This window comes from Rhizobium sp. CBN3 (assembly GCF_030518245.1).
GTDB lineage: Bacteria > Pseudomonadota > Alphaproteobacteria > Rhizobiales > Rhizobiaceae > Rhizobium > Rhizobium aethiopicum_A.
On record NZ_JAULSE010000012.1, the window covers coordinates 17725 to 41487 of the forward strand.

Annotated in this window: 21 protein-coding genes; 11 read left to right on the forward strand and 10 right to left on the reverse strand. The window is 62.8% G+C overall.

Annotation, left to right across the window (positions count from 1 at the left end; genetic code table 11):
• Positions 1–16: 16 nt before the first annotated feature.
• Together QWJ46_RS18760 and QWJ46_RS18765 are read right to left on the reverse strand one after the other, a co-directional pair.
• Positions 17–478, reverse strand: a complete 462-nt coding sequence (locus tag QWJ46_RS18760; RefSeq protein WP_184459338.1) for a carboxymuconolactone decarboxylase family protein — start codon at positions 476–478, stop codon at positions 17–19.
• A 21-nt stretch (positions 479–499) separates the two neighbouring features.
• The gene (locus QWJ46_RS18765; RefSeq protein ID WP_302752764.1) at positions 500–1000 is read right to left on the reverse strand and encodes an Rrf2 family transcriptional regulator; all 501 of its coding nucleotides are present in this window, start codon (positions 998–1000) and stop codon (positions 500–502) included.
• Between the two features lie 128 nt (positions 1001–1128).
• Between QWJ46_RS18765 and QWJ46_RS18770 the strand changes: the two genes are divergently transcribed.
• The 3 genes from QWJ46_RS18770 to pdeM are packed head-to-tail and all read left to right on the forward strand — an operon-like array spanning position 1129 to position 5067.
• Positions 1129–1761 carry a YitT family protein gene (locus QWJ46_RS18770; protein WP_184459336.1) on the forward strand — a complete coding sequence of 211 codons (633 nt, stop codon included), beginning with the start codon at positions 1129–1131 and terminating at the stop codon, positions 1759–1761.
• 49 nt (positions 1762–1810) lie between these two features.
• Entirely contained in the window at positions 1811–4315 is a 2505-nt protein-coding gene (locus QWJ46_RS18775; RefSeq protein ID WP_302752766.1) for a ligase-associated DNA damage response DEXH box helicase, read from the forward strand.
• A 26-nt stretch (positions 4316–4341) separates the two neighbouring features.
• On the forward strand, positions 4342–5067 hold the full coding sequence (pdeM, locus tag QWJ46_RS18780; protein WP_302753065.1) for a ligase-associated DNA damage response endonuclease PdeM: 726 nt from the start codon (positions 4342–4344) through the stop codon (positions 5065–5067).
• Between the two features lie 38 nt (positions 5068–5105).
• Here pdeM and QWJ46_RS18785 read toward each other — a convergent pair whose 3' ends face one another.
• A complete protein-coding gene (locus tag QWJ46_RS18785) occupies positions 5106–5687 on the reverse strand; it encodes a transglycosylase SLT domain-containing protein (RefSeq protein ID WP_064800586.1) in 582 nt (193 codons plus the stop codon).
• 312 nt (positions 5688–5999) lie between these two features.
• Entirely contained in the window at positions 6000–6557 is a 558-nt protein-coding gene (locus tag QWJ46_RS18790) for a dihydrofolate reductase family protein (RefSeq protein WP_302752768.1), read from the reverse strand.
• A gap of 205 nt (positions 6558–6762) precedes the next feature.
• Between QWJ46_RS18790 and QWJ46_RS18795 the strand changes: the two genes are divergently transcribed.
• Together QWJ46_RS18795 and QWJ46_RS18800 are read left to right on the forward strand one after the other, a co-directional pair.
• Positions 6763–7371 carry a TetR/AcrR family transcriptional regulator gene (locus tag QWJ46_RS18795; protein ID WP_302752770.1) on the forward strand — a complete coding sequence of 203 codons (609 nt, stop codon included), beginning with the start codon at positions 6763–6765 and terminating at the stop codon, positions 7369–7371.
• A gap of 12 nt (positions 7372–7383) precedes the next feature.
• Complete coding sequence (locus QWJ46_RS18800; protein ID WP_302752771.1) at positions 7384–7671, forward strand: YciI family protein; 288 nt, start codon at positions 7384–7386, stop codon at positions 7669–7671.
• Positions 7672–7707: 36 nt separating this feature from the next.
• Here QWJ46_RS18800 and QWJ46_RS18805 read toward each other — a convergent pair whose 3' ends face one another.
• The 4 genes from QWJ46_RS18805 to QWJ46_RS18820 all read right to left on the reverse strand — a co-directional run bounded on the left by QWJ46_RS18805 (position 7708) and on the right by QWJ46_RS18820 (position 14518).
• A complete protein-coding gene (locus QWJ46_RS18805) occupies positions 7708–8508 on the reverse strand; it encodes a TIGR02186 family protein (protein ID WP_085858019.1) in 801 nt (266 codons plus the stop codon).
• Positions 8508–9431 (reverse strand): sulfite exporter TauE/SafE family protein, encoded by a 924-nt coding sequence (locus QWJ46_RS18810; protein WP_184459332.1) that lies wholly within the window; start codon positions 9429–9431, stop codon positions 8508–8510. Before QWJ46_RS18810 ends, QWJ46_RS18805 begins: the two co-directional genes overlap by 1 nt.
• A 298-nt stretch (positions 9432–9729) precedes the next feature.
• Positions 9730–13497 carry a peptidoglycan-binding protein gene (locus tag QWJ46_RS18815; RefSeq protein WP_302752774.1) on the reverse strand — a complete coding sequence of 1256 codons (3768 nt, stop codon included), beginning with the start codon at positions 13495–13497 and terminating at the stop codon, positions 9730–9732.
• A gap of 337 nt (positions 13498–13834) precedes the next feature.
• Complete coding sequence (locus QWJ46_RS18820; protein WP_302752775.1) at positions 13835–14518, reverse strand: DNA-3-methyladenine glycosylase I; 684 nt, start codon at positions 14516–14518, stop codon at positions 13835–13837.
• 241 nt (positions 14519–14759) lie between these two features.
• On the opposite strand from QWJ46_RS18820, the gene QWJ46_RS18825 reads away from it, so the two are divergent.
• From QWJ46_RS18825 to QWJ46_RS18840, 4 genes are all read left to right on the forward strand, one after another.
• Positions 14760–16556 (forward strand): acyl-CoA dehydrogenase C-terminal domain-containing protein, encoded by a 1797-nt coding sequence (locus QWJ46_RS18825; protein WP_302752776.1) that lies wholly within the window; start codon positions 14760–14762, stop codon positions 16554–16556.
• Positions 16557–16659: 103 nt separating this feature from the next.
• On the forward strand, positions 16660–17868 hold the full coding sequence (locus tag QWJ46_RS18830; protein WP_184459328.1) for an acetyl-CoA C-acetyltransferase: 1209 nt from the start codon (positions 16660–16662) through the stop codon (positions 17866–17868).
• A gap of 67 nt (positions 17869–17935) precedes the next feature.
• The gene (locus tag QWJ46_RS18835; RefSeq protein ID WP_302752777.1) at positions 17936–20152 is read left to right on the forward strand and encodes a 3-hydroxyacyl-CoA dehydrogenase NAD-binding domain-containing protein; all 2217 of its coding nucleotides are present in this window, start codon (positions 17936–17938) and stop codon (positions 20150–20152) included.
• Positions 20153–20479: 327 nt separating this feature from the next.
• A complete protein-coding gene (locus QWJ46_RS18840; RefSeq protein WP_003545273.1) occupies positions 20480–20689 on the forward strand; it encodes a cold-shock protein in 210 nt (69 codons plus the stop codon).
• Between the two features lie 369 nt (positions 20690–21058).
• On the opposite strand, the gene QWJ46_RS18845 is transcribed toward QWJ46_RS18840, so the two are convergent.
• Positions 21059–21559 carry a MarR family winged helix-turn-helix transcriptional regulator gene (locus tag QWJ46_RS18845; RefSeq protein WP_302752831.1) on the reverse strand — a complete coding sequence of 167 codons (501 nt, stop codon included), beginning with the start codon at positions 21557–21559 and terminating at the stop codon, positions 21059–21061.
• A gap of 58 nt (positions 21560–21617) precedes the next feature.
• Here QWJ46_RS18845 and QWJ46_RS18850 point away from each other — a divergent pair, with 58 nt between their 5' ends.
• Both QWJ46_RS18850 and QWJ46_RS18855 read left to right on the forward strand, forming a co-directional pair.
• Positions 21618–22022 carry a GFA family protein gene (locus QWJ46_RS18850; RefSeq protein ID WP_302752833.1) on the forward strand — a complete coding sequence of 135 codons (405 nt, stop codon included), beginning with the start codon at positions 21618–21620 and terminating at the stop codon, positions 22020–22022.
• 77 nt (positions 22023–22099) lie between these two features.
• Positions 22100–22543 (forward strand): nuclear transport factor 2 family protein, encoded by a 444-nt coding sequence (locus QWJ46_RS18855; RefSeq protein ID WP_302752835.1) that lies wholly within the window; start codon positions 22100–22102, stop codon positions 22541–22543.
• An 8-nt stretch (positions 22544–22551) separates the two neighbouring features.
• Here QWJ46_RS18855 and QWJ46_RS18860 read toward each other — a convergent pair whose 3' ends face one another.
• Positions 22552–23754, reverse strand: coding sequence for an MFS transporter (locus tag QWJ46_RS18860; RefSeq protein WP_302752836.1), 1203 nt, complete (start codon positions 23752–23754; stop codon positions 22552–22554).
• Positions 23755–23763: the final 9 nt, after the last annotated feature.

Here is a 23763-nt window from a genome sequence, read left to right on the forward strand (position 1 = left end):
GTTCCGTCAATATCGATTACGCGGCCTTCGTCACCTGATCGATCGGATGCTGCGAGCGGAAGCCGACAGCAAGCCGGTTCCAGATGTTGATCGCACCAATCGCCACCGTGATCTCGGTCATCTCCTTCTCGGAGAAATGCGCCTTCAGCGCCTCGTAATCTGCGTCCGGCGCGCCTGTCTTGGCGATATTGGTCACCGCGTCGACCCAGCCGAGCAGGGCCCTTTCGCGCGCGTCATAGACCGGCGATTCCCGCCAGACGCACATCAGGTTGATCCATTGTTCGCTGAGCCCGTCATGGCGGGCTTCCTTCACATGCATATCGACGCAGTAGGCGCAGCCGTTGATCTGCGAGGCGCGCAGCTTGATCAAATGGATGAAGCGGCGCTCCAGCCCGGAAGACTGGACATATTGTTCGAGCGCGACGACGGCTTTGTAGGCATCCGGAGCGGCTTTGGCGAAGTTGAAACGCGGTTGCATGTCTTTCTCCTGTGTTGTGGCTCAACGAGCCGTTTTGCGTTCATGGATTTCAAGGAAGGCGCAGCCCCGGGCTGCGATCGATCCGTCGTCGAGGGCAGCGAGTTCGACGCCGAGATCGGCAATGCTCGTCTTGGCGAGTTCGGCCCGGTAGACCCGCTCGGCTCGGAGCATCGCCGCGCTGATGTTGCAGGGCTTGGAAAAGAAGCGGTCGGAGACCGGCTTCGGTCCGCGCTGGCGGATTTCGGCGCAGCGGAAGGCTGGCGCCGGCCCTTCGACCGCAAGCAATATGTCGAGCAGCGAAATCTCCGCCGGCGCCTTCGCCAGCCGATAGCCGCCCTTCGGCCCCGGCACCGTATCGAGGATGCCGGCGCCCGACAGTGCCTGCAGATGCTTGAGCAGATAGCTCGTCGAAACGCCGTGGAATTCCGCCAGCGCCGCGGCCGAAAGCACGCCGCCTTCGGAGAGGCCGGAGAGCATGGCGACGCTGTGAATGGCCTGCTCGACTCCATCGCTCATTTTCATCGACGCCGTCTCCTCAATTCGTGGATAAAAGATATCCACGATTATGCGCGCTGTCAACAGCGTCTCGCTGGGCACTTGTCTTTATCCCTGCGCCGGATAGAAAACGGCAAAGCCGACAGGGGAACATCATGGCATCCAACGCCTTCGCAGGCCTTCTGAATTCCAGCGCCGATCGACATTCGCTGTTCGACGACGCGCAGGGCATCATCGCCGGCAGCATGCTCGCCGTGCTCGGCGTCTCCCTTCTTTCCGGCGCCGGGCTGCTGGCCGGCGGCACCGCGGGGCTTGCATTCCTCGCCCATTACGCCACGGGGATAAGTTTCGGTCTCTGCTTCTTTGCGGTAAACCTGCCCTTTTACTATCTCGCCTTCCGTCGTCTTGGTCCGGCCTTCACCATCAAGACCTTCGTCGCCATCGGGCTGACCTCGGTCCTGTCCGAGTTCGCGCCTGGCTTCATCGGCGTGACGCATGTCCATCCCGTTGCCGGCGCGCTCTTCGGCGGTCTCGTCATCGCCGCCGGCATGCTGGCGCTCTTCCGCCATCGCGCCAGCCTCGGCGGCATCGGCATTCTCGCCCTCTATATCCAGGATCGTCTCGGCTGGCGCGCCGGCCTCGTCCAGCTCGGCTTCGACGGCATCGTGCTGGCGCTCTCCTTCTTCGTCGCCAGCCCCTTCATCATCGCCTGCTCGGTGCTTGGCGCCGTCGTGCTCAACCTGACACTCGCCATCAATCACCGCAAGGACCGCTATATCGCGATGTAAGCGGCGACCCAGCTCTTCTTTTTCGCCCGCTTTTCACTACTTTCAGGGCGTGGACCAGATCGATTCCGATACCTTGCTTCCTGCCGCCTTTACCCGCTGGTTTGCGGAAAAGGGCTGGCGCCCGCGCGCCCATCAGCTGGAGCTGCTCGCCCGCGCCGAGGCCGGCCACAGCACGCTGCTGATTGCGCCGACCGGCGCCGGCAAGACGCTGGCCGGCTTCCTGCCCTCGCTCACCGATCTCACCCGCCGCGGCCGCATTCCGCCAGGCTCCGCCTTTACCGGCATCCACACGCTCTATGTCTCGCCGCTGAAGGCGCTGGCGATCGATATCGAGCGCAACCTGATGAAACCGGTCGCTGAGATGGGCCTGCCCGTCACGATAGAGAACCGCACCGGCGATACGCCGATTGCCAAGCGCCAGCGCCAGAAGCTCAATCCGCCGGATATTTTGCTGACGACGCCGGAGCAGGTCGCCCTGCTGCTGGCGAACCGCGAGGCGGAGCGCTTCTTCAAGGACCTGAAATATGTCGTGTTCGACGAGCTTCACTCGCTCGTCACCTCCAAGCGCGGCCATATGCTGTCGCTCGGTCTTGCCCGCCTCCGCCGCCTCGCCCCCGAACTGAAGACCATCGGGCTTTCGGCGACCGTCGCCGAGCCGATGGACCTGCAGAAATGGCTCGTCGCCCAGGAGGAGGAGAGGGAACATCACGCCGGTCTCGTCGTCGTCGAAGGCGGTGCCAAACCCGATATCTCGATCCTGTCGACCGAAGAGCACATTCCGTGGGCCGGTCATGCCGCCCGCTATGCCATTCCCGATGTCTACAAGCAGCTCCTCGAACACCAGACGACGCTGCTGTTCGTCAACACCCGCAGCCAGGCGGAGATGCTGTTCCAGGAACTCTGGACGATCAATGACGACAACCTGTCGATCGCGCTCCACCATGGCTCGCTTGATGTGGCGCAACGCCGCAAGGTCGAGGCGGCGATGGCCGAAAACCGGCTGCGTGCCGTGGTCGCCACCTCAACGCTCGATCTCGGCATCGACTGGGGCAATGTCGATCTCGTCATCCATGTCGGCGCGCCGAAGGGCGCCTCGCGGCTTGCCCAGCGGATCGGCCGCGCCAACCACCGCATGGACGAACCTTCGAAGGCGATCCTGGTGCCGGCCAATCGTTTCGAGGTCATGGAGTGCCAGGCAGCCTTGGATGCCAATTATATCGGCGCCCAGGACACGCCGCCCGTCGGCCGCGGCGCGCTCGACGTGCTCGCCCAGCACGTGCTCGGCATGGCCTGCGCCGAACCTTTCGACATGCTGGAACTCTATGACGAAATCATCACCGCCTCGCCCTATGCCGATCTCAGCTGGGAGACTTTCGAGCGCGTCGTCGATTTCGTCGCGACCGGCGGTTATGCGCTCCGAACCTATGAGCGTTACGCCCGCATCCGCAAGACGAAGGAGGGCCGCTGGCGCGTCTCCAATCCGGCGGTCGCGCAGCAATACCGCCTCAATCTCGGCACCATCGTCGAAAGCCCGATGCTGAACATCCGCATGGTCAAGCGCGGCGAGGGCGGCAGGATCGGCCGCGGTGGCGCCACGCTGGGGAAGGTCGAAGAATATTTCCTCGAGCAATTGTCGCCCGGCGACACCTTCGTCTTCTCCGGCAAGGTGCTGCGCTTCGAGGGCATCCGCGAAAACGAATGCCTGGCCTCGCAGGCTTTTTCCCTCGATCCGAAGATCCCCGCCTATAATGGCGGCAAGTTTCCGCTATCGACCTATCTCGCCGAGCAGGTGCGGGCGATGATTGCCGATCCCGATCGCTGGCGCCACCTGCCGGATCAGGTGCGCGACTGGCTATCGCTGCAGACTGACAAGTCGATGCTGCCGAAGCGCGACGAGTTCCTGATCGAAACCTTCCCGCGCGGCAGCCGCGGTTACATGGTCGCCTATCCCTTCGAAGGCCGTCTCGCCCACCAGACGCTCGGCATGCTGCTCACCCGCCGGCTGGAGCGGGCCGGCGCCAGGCCGCTCGGCTTCGTCGCCACCGATTATTCGCTGGCCGTCTGGGGCCTGGAGGACATGGGGCTGATGATCGCCAATGGCCGGCTCAGCCTCTCCGACCTCTTCGACGAAGATATGCTCGGCGACGATCTCGAAGCCTGGCTCGCCGAATCCTTCCTGCTGAAGCGCACCTTCCGCAATTGCGCCGTGATTGCGGGCTTGATCGAGCGCCGCCATCCGGGCAAGGAGAAGAGCGGCCGCCAGATCACTGTTTCGGCCGATCTGATCTATGACGTGCTGCGCAGCCATGAGCCGGATCACATCCTGCTGCAGGCAACGCGCCAGGATGCGGCGACCGGGCTTTTGGATATAAGCCGTCTTGGCGATATGCTGATGCGAATCAGGGGTCACATCACTCACCGCCCGCTCGATCATATTTCCCCGCTCGCCGTGCCGGTGATGCTGGAGATCGGACGCGAGGCGGTGCCGGGCGAGGCCCATGATGCGCTGCTCGCCGAAGCGGCCGACGATCTGATCGCCGAAGCTCTGGCATAATGATGACTGGGAAAAATACGACTGTGATGAACCGCCTGGCGCTGGCGCGCAACATATCCGGATTGGCTGCGATCCCCGGCATCGAGACATCGGTGAACGGCATTGCCGCCGTCTGCGATCCGCTCGGCGCCCTCTATCTGCCGGATGCTGGCCTGCTCGTCGTCTCCGACCTGCATCTCGAAAAAGGCGCAGCCTTCGCGCGCCGTGGCATGATGCTGCCGCCCTATGACACGCTGGCGACGCTGACCGTGCTTGCCGCCGTCATTTCCCGCTATGATCCGAAGCTCGTCATCTCGCTCGGCGACAATTTTCACGACCGCATCGGCTCGAAGCATCTGCCGGAAAATTTCCGCGCTTTGATCGTCGGCATGGCGCGCGGCCGCGAATGGATCTGGGTCAATGGGAATCACGATCCCGATGGCATCGTCGATCTCCCGGGCGCCTCCGTCGACGAGGTGCACTATGCCGGCCTGACCTTCCGCCACGAGCCGAGAAATGGTTTACAGAGCGGCGAGATCGCCGGCCATCTGCATCCTTCGGCGACCGTGCGCCGACGCGAAAGATCGATCCGCCGCCCCTGTTTCGCCACCGACGGCGCTCGCCTCCTGATGCCGGCCTTCGGCGTGATGAGCGGTGGTCTCGATCTCGGCCATCAGGCGATGAAGGGCCTGTTCGACAAAGCTTCGCTGATCGCGCACCTCTTGGGACGAGACAGGATCTATTCGGTCCGCTACGGGAATTTGCGGGGATAGCGCCTGTCGATGGGGTGCCACACGGCACGCTTTTGAACTCAATCACACCCCTGCAACTGTTGCTGATACGTCCCGGCCATCCGTGCGAACTTCTGCGCCGTCTGCTGCAATTGCCCGTTCGAGCGCCAGTCGCCGCGCTTATATCCCGTCGGCCCGGAATAATAGGCAAGATAGAGGTTATAGGCATCGTTGAGCGGAATGCCGGTGTCCACGCTGTTCTGGTAATGATACCAGCCGATAAAATCGATCGCGTCGGTAAAATTCGTCCGCCGCGCCGCCCAGTTTCCCGTCTGCGACTGATAGTGATCCCATGTCCCGTCGAGCGCTTGCGAATAGCCGTAGGCGGTCGACGGCCGGGTCCAGGGAATGAAGCCGAACAGCTTGGTGCGCGGCGGCCGCGCATAGGGCTGGAAACCGGATTCGGTGTACATCGTCGCCATCAGAATCGGCACGGGCACGCCGTATTTCTTCTCCGTCCGCTCGGCCGCCCTCTGCCAGCTGGAGAAGAGCCCTTCGCGCTGGTCGAAGACGGCGCAGATGTTCCTCGTCTGCTTCGGCGCCGTCGCGCAGCCGGCAAGCAGCGCGAGACCCACGGCGGTCAGAACGATACGAGTACGCATAATAGAACCTCTCGTTTCCGAGAGATTACTAACTCGTAAATGTTAAAAACCGGTTTTTAGTCGAATACGAGCTTTTTTGAGGGGTAGGGCTATCGCGACCGACCGGGTTGAGCCACGGGGAAGACCCCTCCCCAACCCCTCCCCACAAAGGGGAGGGGCTATGCAGGCACCGCCCACGACAAACATCAACGCTTCCGCGGATGAGACGGTGAAAGGGATAAGATCGGCGCAGCATTCAAGCCCCTCCCCCTTGTGGGGAGGGGTTGGGGAGGGGTTTTCTTCAGGAACTAGACAGACATGATCTGCAGCCCGCTACGCCTTGACCGGCTCGTAGCGCAGGATCACCGCGCCACTCTGCGTGGTCGAGGATTCAAGGAGTTTCAACGGCACCTGGGCCTCGGCCGGCTTGAAGAGCGGATTGCCGCCGCCGAGAATGACCGGCACCACGCAGACCCTGATCTCATCGATGAGACCGGCCTTCAGCAGGCTGTCGGCAAGTGCGGCGCTGCCGAAGATGAAAATCGTCTTGCCGTCTTCCTGCTTCAGCCTCGTCAATTCGGGGATCGGATCGCTGACGATACGGGCATTGTTCCAGCCGGGATCGGTCATCGTTCGGGAGACGGCAATCTTGGCAATGCCGTTCATATAGGATTTGATCTTGTCTTCGTCCTCGGCGGTCGGCCAGTAGGCGGCCATGCCTTCATAGGTCTTGCGGCCGAAGACCAGAAGATCACCTTCCTCGCCGAACTGCTCGGCATACCGCTTGAGCTCCGGTCCCCAGGCGAGATCGTGGAAGTCGATCTCCCATGGTTTCGTTCCCTCGAAATGGCCATCGAGCGTCATCAGGTTCCAGACGACAAGCTTCCGCATTTTTATCCTCCTCGGGCAAAACTGCTTTCAATAAGCAACTGGTTTACGATAACTCAACTGATTGCGATACGCAAGTGGTGCGAGAGGCGAGACGGTCCGCCGACACGAAGTTCCGGCGCTTGACTCTTCTAGGTCAATTGTCCTAATACCTTCTAGGTCGGTTGACCTACGAGTCGTAGCTTGGCGGACAAACGGGAGAATAAAAATGGTCGCTGCGGCCACCCGACAGCAGATAGTGGAAGCCGCCGACGAGCTTTTCTATGAAAGAGGCTTCGAAGCGACGTCCTTTGCCGACATTGCGGGAGTGGTCGGACTCTCCCGAGGCAATTTTTATTATCACTTCAAGACGAAGGACGAGCTTCTCGATGCGGTGATCACCCATCGCCTCCTCAAAACCAGGTCAATGCTCGATGTCTGGGAAGCGAAAACCGAGGCGGCTGACGAGCGCATTCTCAGCTTCGTCAATCTCCTCATTGTCAATCAGACGAAGATCATGGCCTATGGTTGTCCGGTCGGCACGCTTTGCGGCGAACTCGCCAAGCTCGATCACATTGCCAAGGGCCGCGCTGCCGAGCTTTTCGATCTGTTTCGCCAGTGGCTCTCACGTCAATTCAGCGCATTCGGCCGCGAGGCTGAAGCTGATGCGCTGGCCATGCACATTCTGATGCGGAGCCAAGGGGTTGCGACGCTCGCGGCGGCCTATCACGACGAAATCTTTGTTCGAAACGAGGTGGAAAACATGCGCGCGTGGCTGGCGGCGCAGCGGCCCGGAACACCCGTCTTTCCCGAAACCCATTCCCGACAGCATTCCTAAAGGAGCCTCTGGATGTTTTTCGTTACGCTGAAGTTTTCTGACGGCAAGGCCAAAGCGCCCGTTCTGATGGAGGCGCACAATGCCTGGCTCAAACGCGGCTTCGACGATGGGATTTTTCTTCTCGCCGGCGGCCTTCAGCCGAGCGCAGGCGGAGCGGTCGTCGCTCATAACACCTCGCGCGCCGACCTCGAAACCCGAATTCAGGAAGATCCCTTTGTGGCAGAAGGCGTCGTCAGCGCCGATATTCTGGAAATTGCCCCGGCCCGCGTCGATGAGCGGCTCGCCTTCCTGAAGACATAAGATACGGCCGCGACGATCTTGCCGTCGGGAGCCGGATCATTCCTTGCGGAAGATCAGGCTGGCACCCCAACCGGTGACGACGGCGAGCGCCACGGCCGCAAAGCCGTAGAGGATCGGCTGATCATGGGCCGCATCGGTAATCGTCTGTTCGATGCCCGTCTTGATGACGCGCAGCGGCAGCGATTTATCGGTGATGAGATTACCGCTCTTGAAGAGATAGGCGCGCACCGTATGCACCCCGTTCGGAATATTTGCCGGCAGGCGCAGGCTCGCCTTGAAGAGGTTCGATGAAACGAACCGCACGCCGCTCGGGTTGCGGTCATAAAGCGCGCCGCCCTGCTGCAGCCGCAGGAAAGCCTGACGGAACTCGCCGAGATTGCTGCCGTCGCCGACGAAGCCGACCGGCGTCAGCGGAATGTGATCGATGCCGATCCCCTGATCGGTCAGTTCCAGCGGCGTCGTCAGATCGTCGATCATGCGCGAGCTCGACATCGAATAGGAGTGCGGCACCGCCTCGAAGGTCATCGAGCGCCTGTTCACCCAGATGCCGAACACGCGTTCCTTCTTGCGTACCGTCGCGTCCTCGCGCGGGCCTTCCAGCACCACGACCACGTCGTACTGGCCGATGGCAAGCAGCAGCTGGTCGGTGTTCGAGAGCGCCCCGAAGATCGTCAGATCGGCGCCGTGGAAATCCGAGGTAATGGCGATTTCGCTGGTCGAGGTGCCGATCTCCAGCCCCTCGCGCACCGCTTCCGTTGCCTGCCCCGGCAGCCACTGCGCCCCGGCAACCGCCGGCAGCAGACACAGGAACAGGAGGATTGAGGCAAGCAGGCGCATCAGTTGCCGGTCCCCATCACCACCGAGTAGACGTCGGCAGGGGTTACGACCAGCGCGATCGCCAGACGCAGGCCGACCGCCAGAACCAGCAGGCCGAGCAGAGCGCGCAGCTGCTCGCCGCGAAGCTTCTGGCCGACGCGCACGCCGTATTGCGCCCCGACGACACCCGCCACCATCAGGATGAAGGCAAGCACGATGTCGACGGAGAAGTTCGTCGCCGCCTGCACGATCGTCGTATAGGCGGTCACGAAGATGATCTGATAGAGCGAGGTGCCGACCACGACATTGGTCGGAATGCGCAGAAGGTAGATCATTGCCGGCACCATGATGAAGCCGCCGCCGACACCCATGATCGAGGTCAGGATGCCGATCGCAAAGCCGAGCGCAACGATCGGAATGACGCTGAGGAAAATCTTCGATTTCTTGAAGCGCACCTTGAGCGGCAGCTTGTGCACCCAGTGCTGGTGGCCGGGTTTGCGCGGTACGGGTGGCTCGTTGCGTGCGGCCCGCCGCATGGCATTGATGCTTTCGAGCAGCATCAGACCGCCGACGGTGCCGAGGAAGACGACATACATCAGCGAGATGATCAGATCGAGTTGGCCGATGGCGCGCAGCAGCGAGAAGATCCAGATGCCGACGGTCGCCCCTGAAAGACCGCCGACCAGAAGCACCGTGCCCAGCTTGACGTCGAGCGTGCCGCGCCGGAAATGGGTGATCGCACCTGAAATCGACGACGCCACGACCTGGTTGGCGCCGGTCGCGACGGCGACGACGGGGGGGATATTGTAGAAGATCAATAGCGGAGTGATGAGAAAACCGCCGCCGACGCCGAACATTCCAGACAGGAATCCGACGGCCGCCCCCATGCCGAGAATGATGAAGATGTTCACCGACAATTCTGCGATAGGCAGATAGATTGTCACAACCGACCCCGAATGATGACCGCGCCTGCCGGGCGGTTCCTGTCACGTCCCCGTTCGAATGCACACCATACTGTGAAATCGTTGCCAGAGGCTTTCGATCGGCCCTGATTGATGGAGATCGATGGCAGGAGATTCGGCGATGCGCGGATCGATATGTCCGGCATAATCGGGCTTTTTTCAGGTTTTGTGACGAGGGTTGGAAAAATTCGGAAAAGCCTGCGGCAAAGCGCCGCGAAGCCGGCGAAGACCCTCCCCTGGAGAGGGGTCTCACCGGCGGCTCAACCTCCGTCGACGCGCCTCAGATCGCCTTGGCGACTTGCTTGTTGCGTTCGAGCAGCGCCTTCACGGTCGCGTCGCTCACCTTGCCGTCCGGCGCCTGGCCAATCGACTTCTGGAAGCTCTTGATCGCGGCGACAGTCTTTGCCCCCATTTCGCCGTCCGGCACGCCGGCGTCGAAGCCGTTATTGTTGAGGATCGCCTGGATGTTGCGGATCGCCTTCTTCATGTCGACGGTTGCCGTCTTCATGCCGGTGCCGGCCCATTCGTCGGGAATGTCGATGCCGTTGGCGCGATGGTCGAGCGGTTCGGGCTTCCAGAGGTCTGCCTTGGCGCGCGCCCGTTCGAGCTGGTCGGGCTTCATGGCATTGGCCACTTCGTCGCGCTTCTGTGCTGCATCCTTGTCGCCGGCCTTGGCGGCGATCGCGAACCACTTATAGGATTCTTCGAGATCCGCCGGAACGCCGTTGCCCCTCGCGCACAGGATCGCCAGGTTGAACTGGCTGTCGGTGATGCCGAGATTGGCGGCCTTGGTGAACCAGGAGGCCGCCGTCGCATAATCCTGCTGGCCGAGTGCGCCGGAGGCGTAGAGGACGGCGAGATTGTGCATGGCGCTGGCATTGCCCTGGTTCGCCGCCTGCTCGTAGAAGCCCTTCGCCTTGGCGACGTCGCGTTCGACGCCGTTGCCCTTCTCGTACATGCTGCCGAGCCGGTATTGGGCCGGCGCAAAACCCTTGTCGGCCGAAAGCTGGTACCAGCTTGCGGCCTGTTTCTGATCGACGCTCATGCCGTTGCGGCCGTCCGAATAGCGCGCACCGATCTCGAACAGCGCCAGAGCATCGCCGCCCTGTGCCGCATCGGCAAGTGATTTCGGCTGCACGCTGTCGGGAATGGTGATCGCTGCCTGCGGCCCGGGCGCCGCTGCGATCGGGCTGTTCGCAGTGAAGCTCGATGTTTCCTGCGTTGTGCCGGACGAACCGGCGGGAGCAAAGGTTGCAGCGCCTTCGCCGTCGAGCGGCGTTGCATCGGTCAGATGATCGCCGGCGGCAGGCGGAGCTGTTTCTGGTTGCGCCTGATCGGTGGCCGGCGCGCTCGCCGTTGCAGCGGCGTTCATATCGGCGGCGCCGGTGTCCTGCTGGGCGGGTGTCGCCTCAGGCGGGGCCGGCTGAGGATTTTCCGTTGCCCCCGTCAGTGCCGAGATCTCCGCCGGCGACTGCGGCACCGGCTCGCCCCTCGTCAGCGTCCGGGCCAGCGGAAAGGCCATGATGGCGAGCAGCACGGCGCCGACGGCGAGAAGGATCGGCCGGCGGTAGCGCGAAAAGGCGCTGGTCTTGCCGGCCTTATCGGTCTTGCCGGCCTTGTCGGCATTCGCGGCCTTCTTCTCGGCCTTGGCTGCCGCCTGCTTCGGATTGGCGTCGACTTCCATTGCGGCTGCCTGCGCCGCCCGGCGTGCAGCGGCGATGTAATCGGCGCGATCGGTCTCGACGGCAGGTTTGCCGCGTTGAGCACTTTGGCTGGCGCGCACTCGCTCGAGAATCTTCTTGACGTCGGGCGCGCCCGAACCCGGCTCGAGCAGTTCGTTCGCGGCATCCGTCTGCACCACGTCGGCGGGATCGATTGATGGCGCCGGGTCGATCACCGGTCGTTCGTTCGCCTGCGCCTCGGCCTTCTTGGCGGGCCGCAGCCGCTTGCCGAGGCTGGCGAGCAGGCTGGTTTTTACAGGCGCCGGTATCGGGCCCTCCGGCGTCCTCGTTGCGGCTTCGATGGCGATTGCGCTCGTCGCGCTCATGGCGGGGGGCTGGACTGGGGCGGCAGGTTCCGCCGCGACCTCTGCCGTGCGGATGACAGGAGAGGCTTTCGCCGCCGGGGCCGCGTCCGGCGTGCGGGCGGCTTCAGCCACCATCAGCGCATAAGGGTCGACATCGAAATCGACGTCGGCCACGGGCATCTGAGCGATCGGCCGTCCGCGCTCTTCCATGCCGTCGAGACGGTCGGCGATATGGACCAGCGTCTCGTGCAGCGCCTTGAAGGTCTTGTGGGTGCGCTCCTCGCTGTCGCGACTGATATCCTCGAGATGGCGCAGATCCTCGGCCAGCGCCGCCAATGCCGACATGTCGGCGGCAGGCACGCCGCCCTGAAGGCCGCCATTGCGCGAATAGGCCTCGACGACGGCTTCCGCCGCCTGCCGCGCCGCCTCGATGATATATTCGTCGCTCGTCGCCATATAATCTTCGATCGCGCCCATGCGCCGGTCGAGGTCGGCCGGGATCGCGGCACTTTCGCGCGGCTCGCTCATCAGCGCCGAAAGGTTGGCGATCTGGTCTTCGAGATTTTTCAGCGCCCGCGGATCGGTCGGCGGCGCCGCTGTTGTTTCTTCCAACCGGGCGGCAATGTCGCTCAGCCGGCCTTCGAGACGCTGGAAGGCCCTGTCATCGATCGCCGCGGCAGGTGCGGGCTGCTGATGGGCCATCTCGTCGATCCGCCGGGCGAGATAATCGAGTCGCTGCGCCAGCACGTCATTGACCGCGCCATTCTCGAGCGCATCGATCTTGCGGGAGATGTCGGAAAGCGGGCCGGTGAGGTCGGGTTGCGCGGCCGCCTTCTGCGTGCGCTCCAACAGATAGGAGAGATGTTCCAGCCGCTCGTCGAGCCGGGACGTCGCTTCCGCCTTGGTCAATTCCTCGACGCGCTCCGTCAGCGCCTCAAGCCGCATCGCCAGCTCGTCGGCCGGGTTTGCGCGGGTGGCCGCGTCATGGCTCATCAGGTCGATCTGGTCGGCGAGCGACGAGAGGCGGCTTTCCAGCCGCTGCAACAGCGTCGGATCGTTGCCGGCAGCCGCGCGTCCGCTGGCCGCGATCGCCCGGCTGATCTCGTCGAGCCGCGTGTCCATGGCCGCGAATTGCTCGGACATGACCCGGTCATGCGGCTGGATCATGTTGCCGAACTGCTCCATCGCCGTGGCGATGGCGATGAGCTTGTCTTCCAGTGCCCGCACCGCCGGGCTTTCGCCCATGCCGCCGATATGGCGCTTGATATCGTCGAGCCGGTAGGCCAGCGAAACGAGCTCTTCCTGCAGCCCCTCGGTATCGAGTGTGGCAAGCCGGCTCTCGACGCCGTCCCAGCGATTTTCCATATGGCGCAGCGATTCCTCGCGCGCCAGCCCGTCCATCAGCGATCGCAGCTCCTCGAAATCCTCGCGCAAGCCGGCGGCCTCCGGGCCGCTCGAGCGTCCGGTCAACTGGGTGATGCTCTGGGCAAGACGGCCCATGTCGGCGCGGATATCTTCGGCGAAGCGGCTGTCTCCGGCAGTAGCCTTGATCTCACGCAGTTCGGCGCGCAGCGCACTCATCTCGCGGGTCACGCCCTCGGAAATGTCGCGCTTCAGGTCCTGGCGCAGGTTGACGAGCGCCTGGGCGATCTCGGTCATCGTGTCGTCGCCGGCGCGCAAGGCAGGGGCGGAGAGTGGCGCGGTGGCGCGCGGCGCGGGGTCGCGCAGCTGGGTGGCCTGCTCGCGCCCATAGGAGCGCTCGCGGCCCGCTTCCAATGCGCGCTGGCGCTGGCGAATTTCCGCCAGCGGATCCGGCCGCGGCTCGAGCGGCGCTCGTGTGGGGCGCGGCGCATTGGAGGCCGCATAAGGATCGCGCTCGGCCGTTGGCGTGCGCGGCCGCTGATCGCGTCCGCTGCCCATCAGCCCTTCGATGCGCGCCTCCAGCCCTTCGATCGTGCGGTTCAGCGCATCGAGCGAGGTCCTGTCGGACTGTCGGGAAGGATTTGATCGCGATCCGTTCATCTTCTTGCTCGCTTCGACTGCTCGACCTCTCGTCAGAGCTCGATCCGTGGCTTTTGCGTCTGTGGCCCGCGCCTGTCACGGACCGGAGCGCCTCATCCATGAGAAGATAGTCCATTAGACTTTCCTCACGCTGAACGATGTAGCGGCATCCTTGGGAAACGCGAGACGGGGAAAAGGAATGCGGATCACTACGGCTCAATCCGCACCTTTCACGAAACGTGGTAAACAAGCCGTTAAGATCGATGAGAATTTTTTAACGTTTGCATCCGAAAGGCCATTTTAGGCGGCAATTGCCGTGAAATTCGCCGGATCGGATGGACATCATCCGACCGGAATTTCAGTGCGCCGCATCGATCGAATAGGCGCTGATGCGCGAGAGATGGATGAAGGAAAGGCCGGTCTCCTCGGCCCAGTCGTTGAAGGCCTGCTGGATCAGCTCCTGATCCTTCTTGGTCGTGCCGGAGGAGGAGAGCGGCACGCCGGCCGATCTCAGGCAGGCGAGCACGTCGAGCGTGGCGACGAAGCTGTCGCGGCCGATGCCGCGCAGGAAATATTGGCCGGTCATGCCGCCGAGCCGGCTGCCGCGTTTGCTCAAGAGCTCGAGAAGGCCGATCTGGTCCTCCCGCGGCCAGTCGGCGAAGAAGGCGCCGGCGCTGCCATGTTCCCTCGCCAGCTCTCTGACGAAGGCGGCATTGGCGCTAACCGACATGATCTTCGCGCCGTTGCGGATGATCCGCTCGTCCGATGTCAGCTCATGCCAGTAATCGTCGGGCGCGATATTCAGCGCCGCCGGATCGAAGCCGGAAAACGCCGCCTCGAAACCAGGCCACTTCGCATCGATCACCTTCTGCACGAAGCCGCTGTAGAAGATGCGGCGGGTCATGTCGGCCAGGATGCGGTCGTCCGGCATGGCGCGCAGCCGGTCGTGATCCGGCCGGTAATTCTGCAGCAGGGCCTGGAGGCCTGCCGCTCCGCCTTTTCGTTCTTCCGCGCGCTGCCTTATCGCCTCGAAACTGATCATGCCGGCCCACCTGATGGATAGTGAAAGACGCTTGCGCTTATACGCCATTCCCCAATGGACAAGGAAGATGAGATGACGTCTCCTGCCTACGCATCCACGGCTTGCGGATTCGCGCTCTCGAATTTTTTAATGAAAAGGCGATCGAGAGGCAGAATTTGACGTTTACGCAAACGTCAATATTTTGTAAGACGATGACCAAGGCCGGCGCGATCCGGTTATTTGAATGGGAGGAATTTGAGAGATGCCAGTCTACAAGGCCCCGGTGAACGATACGCTTTTCGTTTTGAACGACGTGCTGGGCCTCGAACGCTACAACAATCTTCCCGGTTTTGCCGATGCGACTCCCGATATGATCGAGGCGATCCTCGGCGAGGCGGCCAAGGTGGCGGAAGAAGTTCTTTTTCCGGTCAATTATTCCGGCGACCAGGAAGGCTGCAGACGTCAGGACGACGCCAGCGTCTCGACGCCGAAGGGCTTCAAGGATGCCTATAACGCCTATCGCGAAGGCGGCTGGATCGGCCTTGCGGTACCGGAGGAATTCGGCGGGCAGGGGCTTCCCTATACGCTGCATGCCGCCGTCGGCGAATATACCTCCGCCGCCAACATGTCGCTGATGATGTATCCCGGCCTGACCCAGGGCGCGATCGCCGCGATCCTCGTCCATGGCACGCAGGAGCAGAAGGAAACCTATCTGCCGAAGATGGTCGACGGCTCCTGGTCCGGCACGATGAACCTGACCGAGCCGCATTGCGGCACCGATCTCGGTATGCTGCGCACCAAGGCCGTGCCGCAGCCGGACGGCAGCTATAAAATATCAGGCCAGAAGATCTTCATCTCCGCCGGCGAGCACGACCTGACCGACAACATCGTCCATCTGGTTCTGGCCCGCATCGAAGGGGCGCCCGAGGGCACCAAGGGCATTTCGCTCTTCATCGTCCCGAAATACCTCGTCGGCAAGGACGGGGCCCTTGGCGCGCGTAACGCCGTCACCTGCGGCGCGATCGAGCACAAGATGGGCATTCACGGCAACGCCACCTGCGTCATGAACTACGACGAGGCGACCGGCTTCCTGATCGGCGCCGAAAATCGCGGCCTCAACGCCATGTTCGTGATGATGAACGAAGCTCGACTGATGGTCGGCCTGCAGGGTATCGCCATTTCCGAGATCGCCTATCAGAACGCGGCGAGTTATGCCCGCGACCGCATCCAGGGCCGCTCGCTGTCCGGCGTCAAGGCGCCTGATAAGAAGGCCGATCCGATCATCGTCCATCCCGACATCCGCCGGACGCTGATGACTATCCGGGCTTTCAACGAGGCCGGCCGCGCCTTCCTGCTCTGGACCGCGCTGAAATCCGACATCGCCCACCGCGCCACCGACGAGGAGGAGCGACAGACGGCGGACGATATTCTCGGCCTCGTCACGCCGATCCTCAAGGGCGCGATGACCGACAGGGGCTTCGACCACGCGGTCATGGCCCAGCAGGTGTTCGGCGGCCACGGCTATATCGAAGAACACGGCATGAGCCAGTATGTGCGCGATGCCCGCATCGCCATGATCTATGAAGGCGCCAACGGCATCCAGGCGCTCGATCTCGTCGGCCGCAAGCTCGCGCTCAACGGCGGCCGCGCCGCCATGGCGCTGTTCAAGGAGATCGGCGATTTCTGCGAGGAGAACCGCAGCGACGAAAAGCTTTCCTTCTTCACCAAGCACCTGAAGAAAGGCTTGAACGACGTCCAGGGCGCGACCATGTGGTTCATGCAGAACGCCATGGCCAAGCCCGACAATGCCGGCGCCGGCTCGACCGATTACATGCACCTCTTCGGTCTCGTCGTTCTCGGCTATATGTGGGCGAAGATGGCAAAGGCCGCTGAGGACGGCCTTGCGTCAGGCGATGCGAGTCGCGAGGATTACCTGAAGAACAAGCTGATCACCGCGAAATTCTTCATGGAGCGGATCATGCCGGAAACCGCCCTTCGCAAGGCCCGCATCGAAAGCGGCGCCGACACGATGATGGAATTGGCCGCGGACGCGTTTTGAGCCGCATGGACTCCCTCCCCCTTGTGGGGAGGGCTGGGGAGGGGTCTTCTCTCCTCCTTCCAAGATTCGAGGCAAGCTAGATTGCCGCCAGGGAGATGAGACTATGACCGAGGTTTTCATTTACGATCACGTCCGCACGCCGCGCGGCCGCGGCAAGAAGGACGGCGCCCTGCATGAGGTGCCTTCCGTCCGCCTTGCGGCGAAGACGCTGGAAGCGATCCGCGACCGCAACGGGCTCGATACTGAGACCGTCGACGACATCATCATGGGCTGCGTCGACCCGGTCATGGATGCCGGCGCCGTCATTCCCAAGGCTGCCGCCTTCGAAGCCGGTTATTCCACCCGTGCGCCCGGCATGCAGATCTCTCGCTTCTGCGCCTCCGGCCTCGATGCCGTCAATTTCGCCGCCGGCAAGATCGCCCAGGGCGCCGACGACATCATTGTCGCGGGCGGGGTGGAAAGCATGTCGCGCGTCGGCCTCGGCATGTCGGGCGGCGCCTGGTTCATGGATCCGTCGGTGAATTTCCCCGCCTATTTCATGCCGCAGGGGGTCTCGGCCGATCTCATCGCCACCAAATACGGCTTCAGCCGGACCGATGTCGACGCTTACGCCGTCGAGAGCCAGAAACGCGCCGCCAACGCCTGGGAGCAGGGCTGGTTCGACAAATCGGTCGTCCCCGTTAAGGATCAGAATGGCCTGACGATCCTCGATAAGGACGAGCATATGCGCCCCGGCACCGATATGCAGGCGCTCGCCTCCCTCAACCCGTCCTTCCAGATGCCCGGCGAGATGGGCGGCTTCGAAGCCGTCGGTATCCAAGCCCATCCCGAGATCGAACGCATCAACTATGTGCATCACGCCGGCAATTCCTCGGGTATCGTCGACGGCGCCGCTGCGGTGCTCTTGGGGTCCAAGGCAGGCGGTCAAAGCATGGGGCTGAAGCCGCGCGCCCGGATCAAGGCTTTCGCCAATATCGGCTCCGATCCGGCTTTGATGCTGACAGGGCCTGTGGACGTCACCGAGAAGCTGTTGAAACGGACCGGCATGAGCCTGTCGGACATCGACCTGTTTGAGCTGAACGAAGCCTTCGCCGCCGTCGTGCTGCGCTACATGCAGGCCTTCGACATCGACCACGACAGGATCAACGTCAATGGCGGCGCCATCGCCATGGGCCACCCGCTCGGCGCCACTGGCGCCATGATCCTCGGCACCGTGCTGGACGAGCTCGAACGCCGCGACCTCAACACCGCGCTGGTGACGCTTTGCATCGGCGCCGGCATGGGCACGGCGACGGTTATCGAACGCGTTTGATGGCAGCTAGCCCTTCCCTCATGGGGAGGCTTCACCGCAAGAGAATTCAGGGAGAGGAATTCCCAAGATGAGCACCTACACCAATTTCACGCTCGAAACCGACGCCGACGGCATCGCGCTCGTCACCTGGGACATGCCCGGCAAGTCGATGAACGTCTTCACCGCCGAAGTGATGGAAGAACTCAACGCCATCATCGATGCGACGACTGCTGATGCCGCGATCAAGGGTGTCGTCTTCACCTCGGGCAAATCCTCCTTCTCCGGCGGCGCCGATCTGTCGATGATCAAGTCGATGTTCAGCTCCTATCAGGAGGAGAAGGCAAAGAGCCCGGAAAAGGCGGTGCAGACCCTCTTCGGTCTGGTCGGCCGCATGTCCGGCCTGTTCCGCAAGCTTGAAACCTCGGGCAAGCCGTGGGTGTCGGCGATCAACGGCACCTGCATGGGCGGCGCTTTCGAATTGTCGCTCGCCTGCCACGGCCGCGTCGCCTCCAATGCCAAGAGCGTCAAGATCGCGCTGCCGGAAGTCAAGGTCGGCATTTTCCCCGGCGCCGGCGGCACGCAGCGTGTACCGCGCCTCGCCAACGCCCAGGACGCGCTGCAGATGATGACGACGGGCCAGTCGCTGACCGGCTCGCGCGCCAAGGCGATGAACCTCGTGCATCAGGTGGTCGAGCCGGATCAGCTGATCCCCGCCGCCAAGCAGATGATCAAGGACGGCCTGAAGCCGGTCGCGCCCTGGGACGAGAAGGGTTTCAAGGCGCCGGGCGGCGGCATCTGGACGCCGGCCTCCGCCCAGCTCTGGCCGGCAGCGCCGGCGATCCTGCGCCGGGAGACATCGGGCAATTATCCGGCAGCGCTTGCCATCCTGAAATGCGTCTATGAAGGCCTGCAGGTGCCGTTCGACACCGGCCTGAAGATCGAGCAGCGTTATTTCACCGAGGTGCTGCAGAGCCGCGAAGCCTTCTCGATGATCCGTTCGCTGTTCATCTCCATGCAGGAACTCGGCAAGGGCGCCCGCCGCCCGGCCGGCATTCCGAAGACGGAACTCAAGCATGTCGGCGTCGTCGGCGCCGGCTTCATGGGCGCCTCGATCGCCTATGTCACCGCCGCCGCCGGCATTCCGGTGACGCTGATCGACCGCGACATGGAAGCGGCCGCCAGGGGCAAGGCCGTTTCCGAAGGCCTGGTCAAGGATTCTGTCGGTAAGGGGCGGCTGACGCAAGAAGAGGCGGCAGCCCTTCTCGCCCGCATCACGCCTTCGGCCGATTATGCTGAACTCGCCAATGCCGGTCTCGTGATCGAGGCCGTGTTCGAGGATCGCGAGGTGAAGAAGGCTGTTATCGAGGCGGTCGAAGCCGTGCTGTCGGAAGGCGCGATCTTCGCCTCCAACACGTCGACGCTGCCGATCTCGGGTCTTGCGAAGAGTTCCAAACGCCCGGCCGATTTCATCGGCATCCACTTCTTCTCGCCTGTCGAAAAGATGATGCTGACCGAAGTCATCCTCGGCGCTGAGACCGGCGATCGGGCGCTCGCCGTCGCTCTCGATTATGTCGCCGCGATTAAGAAGACGCCGATCGTCGTCAACGACACCCGCGGCTTCTTCGTCAATCGCTGCGTGCTGCGTTACATGTCGGAAAGCTACGACATGCTGATCGAGGGTGTGCCGCCGGCGATGATCGAGAATGCCGCCAAAATGGCCGGCATGCCAGTGGGTCCTTTGGCTTTGAATGACGAGGTCGCCATCGACCTCTCGCTGAAAATCCTCAAGGCGACGGTCGCCGATCTCGGCGAGAAGGCCATCGACCCCAGGCATATGGAGCTCATCTCCCGTATGGTCGAAAAGGAGGGCCGCTTCGGCCGCAAGAATTCCAAGGGCTTCTACGACTATCCGCCGAAGCCGGCGAAGAAGTCGCTCTGGCCGGAGCTGAAGAGCTTCTACCCGCAGAAGAAGGCGGACGAGGTCGACGTCAACGTGCTCAAACAACGCTTCCTCGTCACCATCGCCCTCGAAGCCGCCCGCACCGTCGAGGAAGGCATCGTCACCGATCCGCGCGAAGCCGATGTCGGCTCGATCCTCGGCTTCGGCTTCGCGCCATATACTGGCGGGGCGTTGAGCTACATCGACGGCATCGGCGTCAAAGCTTTCGTCGAACTGGCCGAAAAGTTAGCAGAGACTTACGGATCTCACTTCAAGTCGACGCCGCTGCTGAAAGATATGGCCGCCAAGGACGAGACGTTTTATGGGCGGTTCGATCCCCATGCAAAGATGGGGAAGGCGGCGTAAGCCGCTTTCGCGGTCTTGGCTTTGGGGACCATCTTTGCCGTTGTGCCGTGACACCCCCTTTGCCGGGCAGGGCAGAGGGGGTGGGCACGGCACAACGCTGAAGGATCTTCCAATTTCGCCCAAGCCGTCGAATTCAACTTTTCCTTGCTGACGCCTTGCCGTCGACACAATTCCCGATTAAACATTGCTGCATCGATCTTGCTAGATGAACTTTGAAACGGCGTTCGCGTCGTTCCTGGCGAACTTCCTCCAAAATCGGTTTTCATCGCCGCTTGGGCATTTGTCCGGGCTGCAATCTTCTATGAACGATTCGAAAAGGATATCGTCATGAGCACTGGTACCGTAAAGTGGTTCAACGCAACCAAGGGCTTCGGCTTCATTCAGCCGGATGACGGCGCAGCCGACGTTTTCGTCCACATCTCCGCCGTTGAACGCGCTGGCATGCGCGATCTCAAGGATGGCCAGAAGCTGTCTTACGAGCTCGTCCGCGACAACAAGTCCGGCAAGATGTCGGCAGACCGCCTCCAGGCGGCCTGAGCCTTTCAGCGCGTCCTGCTGGACGCGCGGGCTTTGAATATCATCTCCGGATCGTGACCACGGATGTACTGGCACGGTCCGTCGAGATGGAAGGGAAGGTCGGGTTAACCCGGCCTTTTTTCGTATTTGGGTGGCTGCTGTGTCCTTTCCCAGGAAATGCGTCCGCGACACCCCCCTCTGCCCTGCCGGGCATCTCCCCCACAAGTGGGGAGATTAGCAAGTAGCCGGCTCCCCGGACCTCTTTCTCGTCTTGCCGGAACGGATAAGATAGGAGAAGCCTTGGCGCCCAGCCAATCTCCCCACCTGTGGGGGAGATGCCCGGCAGGGCAGAGGGGGGGTGCCACACGGCACGACAGAATTCTTCGCGCCTCAGCTCCCAGCCGCCCCGTCACCCTCCAGCATCGCCATCACCCGCGCCATCACTGCCCGCGCCGCATCGAGCTCGGCCGCCGTGAAGGCGGCACCGAGCCCATCGGACCATCCGGCTTGCGCGATCTCGATCATGCCAAGCCGAGCCGCGCCTTCCGCCGTCAGCCGCACCAGCTTGGCCCGTTGATGCTGCGGGTTGTCGGCGTAGGCGATCAGCCCTTCACCCGCGAGCACATCGGCAAGCCGCTGCACGCCCTGGCGGGCGAGGCCGAGCGCCCGGGCGATCTGCGCCACCGACATGTCGCCGCGCCTTGCCGCCGCCAGCACCTGCCAGCGCGCACTTGTCTGCCCTGCAGGCTTTGCCAGCTGGTCGCCCGCCGCCGTCAGATGGCCGGCAAGGCGAAGGGCGGTGATCGCGAAAGCGGAAAAGGCATCCCCTTCCATCGTCCGCTCCGGTCGATTTCGTTTGACAACATGTTGTCTATTTTGTATCTCATCCATAGTGACAACATATTGTCATATTCAAATGATCAAGGCAATGCCGAAGGAGGAGGCCGCCATGAAGAAAACCTACAAGGGAAGCTGCCATTGCGGCAAAGTGCATTACGAGGTCGATATAGACCTCGAAGAAGGCACCGGCCGCTGCAATTGTTCGATCTGCGCCAAGCGGCGTTATTGGGGCGCCAACGTCAAGCCGGAGGATTTTCGGCTGATGTGCGACGCGGCGGAGACATCGGACTACCAGTTCAACACGATGAGCGGCCATCACCGCTTCTGCCGCACCTGCGGCGTACCGGCCTTCGGCGACGGTTATGTCGAGGCGATCGGCGGCGCCTATGTCTCGATCAACATTGCCTGTCTCGACGATATCACCCCTGAGGAACTGGCGGCCCTGCCGGTCCGTTATTACGACGGCAGGCATGATGCCTGGTGGAACGAACCTGAAGTGACGAGTTATCTCTGAAGCAAATGGAAATGCCTCCTTGTCGGATCGTCATCCTCCCGTTCGTCCTCGGTCCATAGCGGATAAGGAGAACTGATGTGAAAGACGAAGCGAATACCAGGCACGAGGAAGAGGCGGTTATCGCCATGCTGATGATGCGGGCCAAGGCGCTGGGGGAAAAGAACGCCGAGGAGGCGCTTTCCTATGAGGCGGAGGATTCCGTCGAGTTTTCTCTGGCGCCGCCGCTGGTCAGCAATGGCAAGGACGAGGCGGGCCTGCGGGCCTGGTTCGACACCTGGGAAGGCCCGATCGGCGGTGAAGTGCGCGATGCCAAGCTGACGCTCGGCGAGAATGTCGCTTTCTGGAGCGGCCTCACCCGCATGACCGGGACGAAGACCGATGGCGCCGAGGTCGATTTCTGGTTCCGCCAGACCCTCGGCCTCGTCAAGCAGGGTGGCCGCTGGCTGGTCGCCCACCAGCACGCCTCGGTGCCCTTCGCCATGGATGGCAGCGGTCGCGCACTGCTCGATCTGCAGCCGTAAACTGCGCCTCAGACGGCATTCTCCGCCGCCTTCCGGCGGCCGGCCCGAATGCCGATCAGTCCGGCGCCCATCAACAGCAGGATTGCCGTCGCATAGATATCGGTTGTCAGCGCATAACCGGCCGATTTCGCCAGGAAGCCGGCAAGGATTGCCGGCAGGCTGAAGGCGAGATAACTCTGAACGTAGAAGGCCGACAGCAGCCCGGCCCGCTCATCCGCCTTGGCGAGCGGCATGATGGTGCCGATCGAACCGAGAAAATTGGTGCCGAAACCGGCGCCGGTAAAGACGGTGCCGATCAGAAGCAGCGGCACATTGGCAAGATGAACGCCGGCAACGACCGTCAGGATGCCCAGCGTCTTGGCCGAAACGCCGAAAGCGAGATTGGCCGATGCGCTCTTGGCGCGCCTGAGATAGACGGTGATCGCTCCGCTTGCCATCAGCGCGGTCACCACGGCTCCGCCGGTCAGCGGCGCCCCGCTGCCGGTCGTGCCGGCGACCAGCGACGGGACCAGCGAGAGATAGAAACCGGCGAGCGTCCAGTTGGCGATGTTGATCGGTGTCACCAGCGACAGCGGCCGCTTCACCTGCGGCGGAACGGTAACGCGCGGCATCAGCGAGCCGAGCGCGCCCGGCCGCCTGCCGCCGGTCTCGCGCGTCAGCCATATGGCGGCTGCCAGCAGCGTGAAGGCAAGAAGCAGCAGCGCGTAGATGAGGTGCATCGGGAAGGGGCCGTATTGGATCAGGGCGCTGGTGCCGACCGCGCCCACCGCCATGCCGCAGAGCGGCGCGATGGAATTGACAATCTGCCCCTTGGCCCGGTCGACATCGACGAGCGCGGCGCCGAGTGAAGCGCCGGCGATTCCGGTTGCAATACCCTGCACGATCCGCGCGGCAATCAGCCAGCCGGGGCCGCTGGCGACGACGAAGAGCGCCATGGCGACGATTTCGAGCACCAGGGCGAAAAAGATCACCGGCTTGCGGCCGAGATGATCGGAGATCGAACCAGCCGTCAGCAGCGCTGCCAGAAGCGCGAAGGCGTAGACGGCGAAGACCACTGTGATCAGCACCGGCGAGAGCGCGAAATTCTCCTGATAGATCCGGTAAAGCGGCGTCGGCGCTGCGGAAGCGCCGAAGAAGGTGGCGAGCGTCAGCGCATGAAAGCCGATCGAGGGGCGCGGCGCATTCTCTCTGGATTTGGTTGCGGCGAGCATATATAAGCC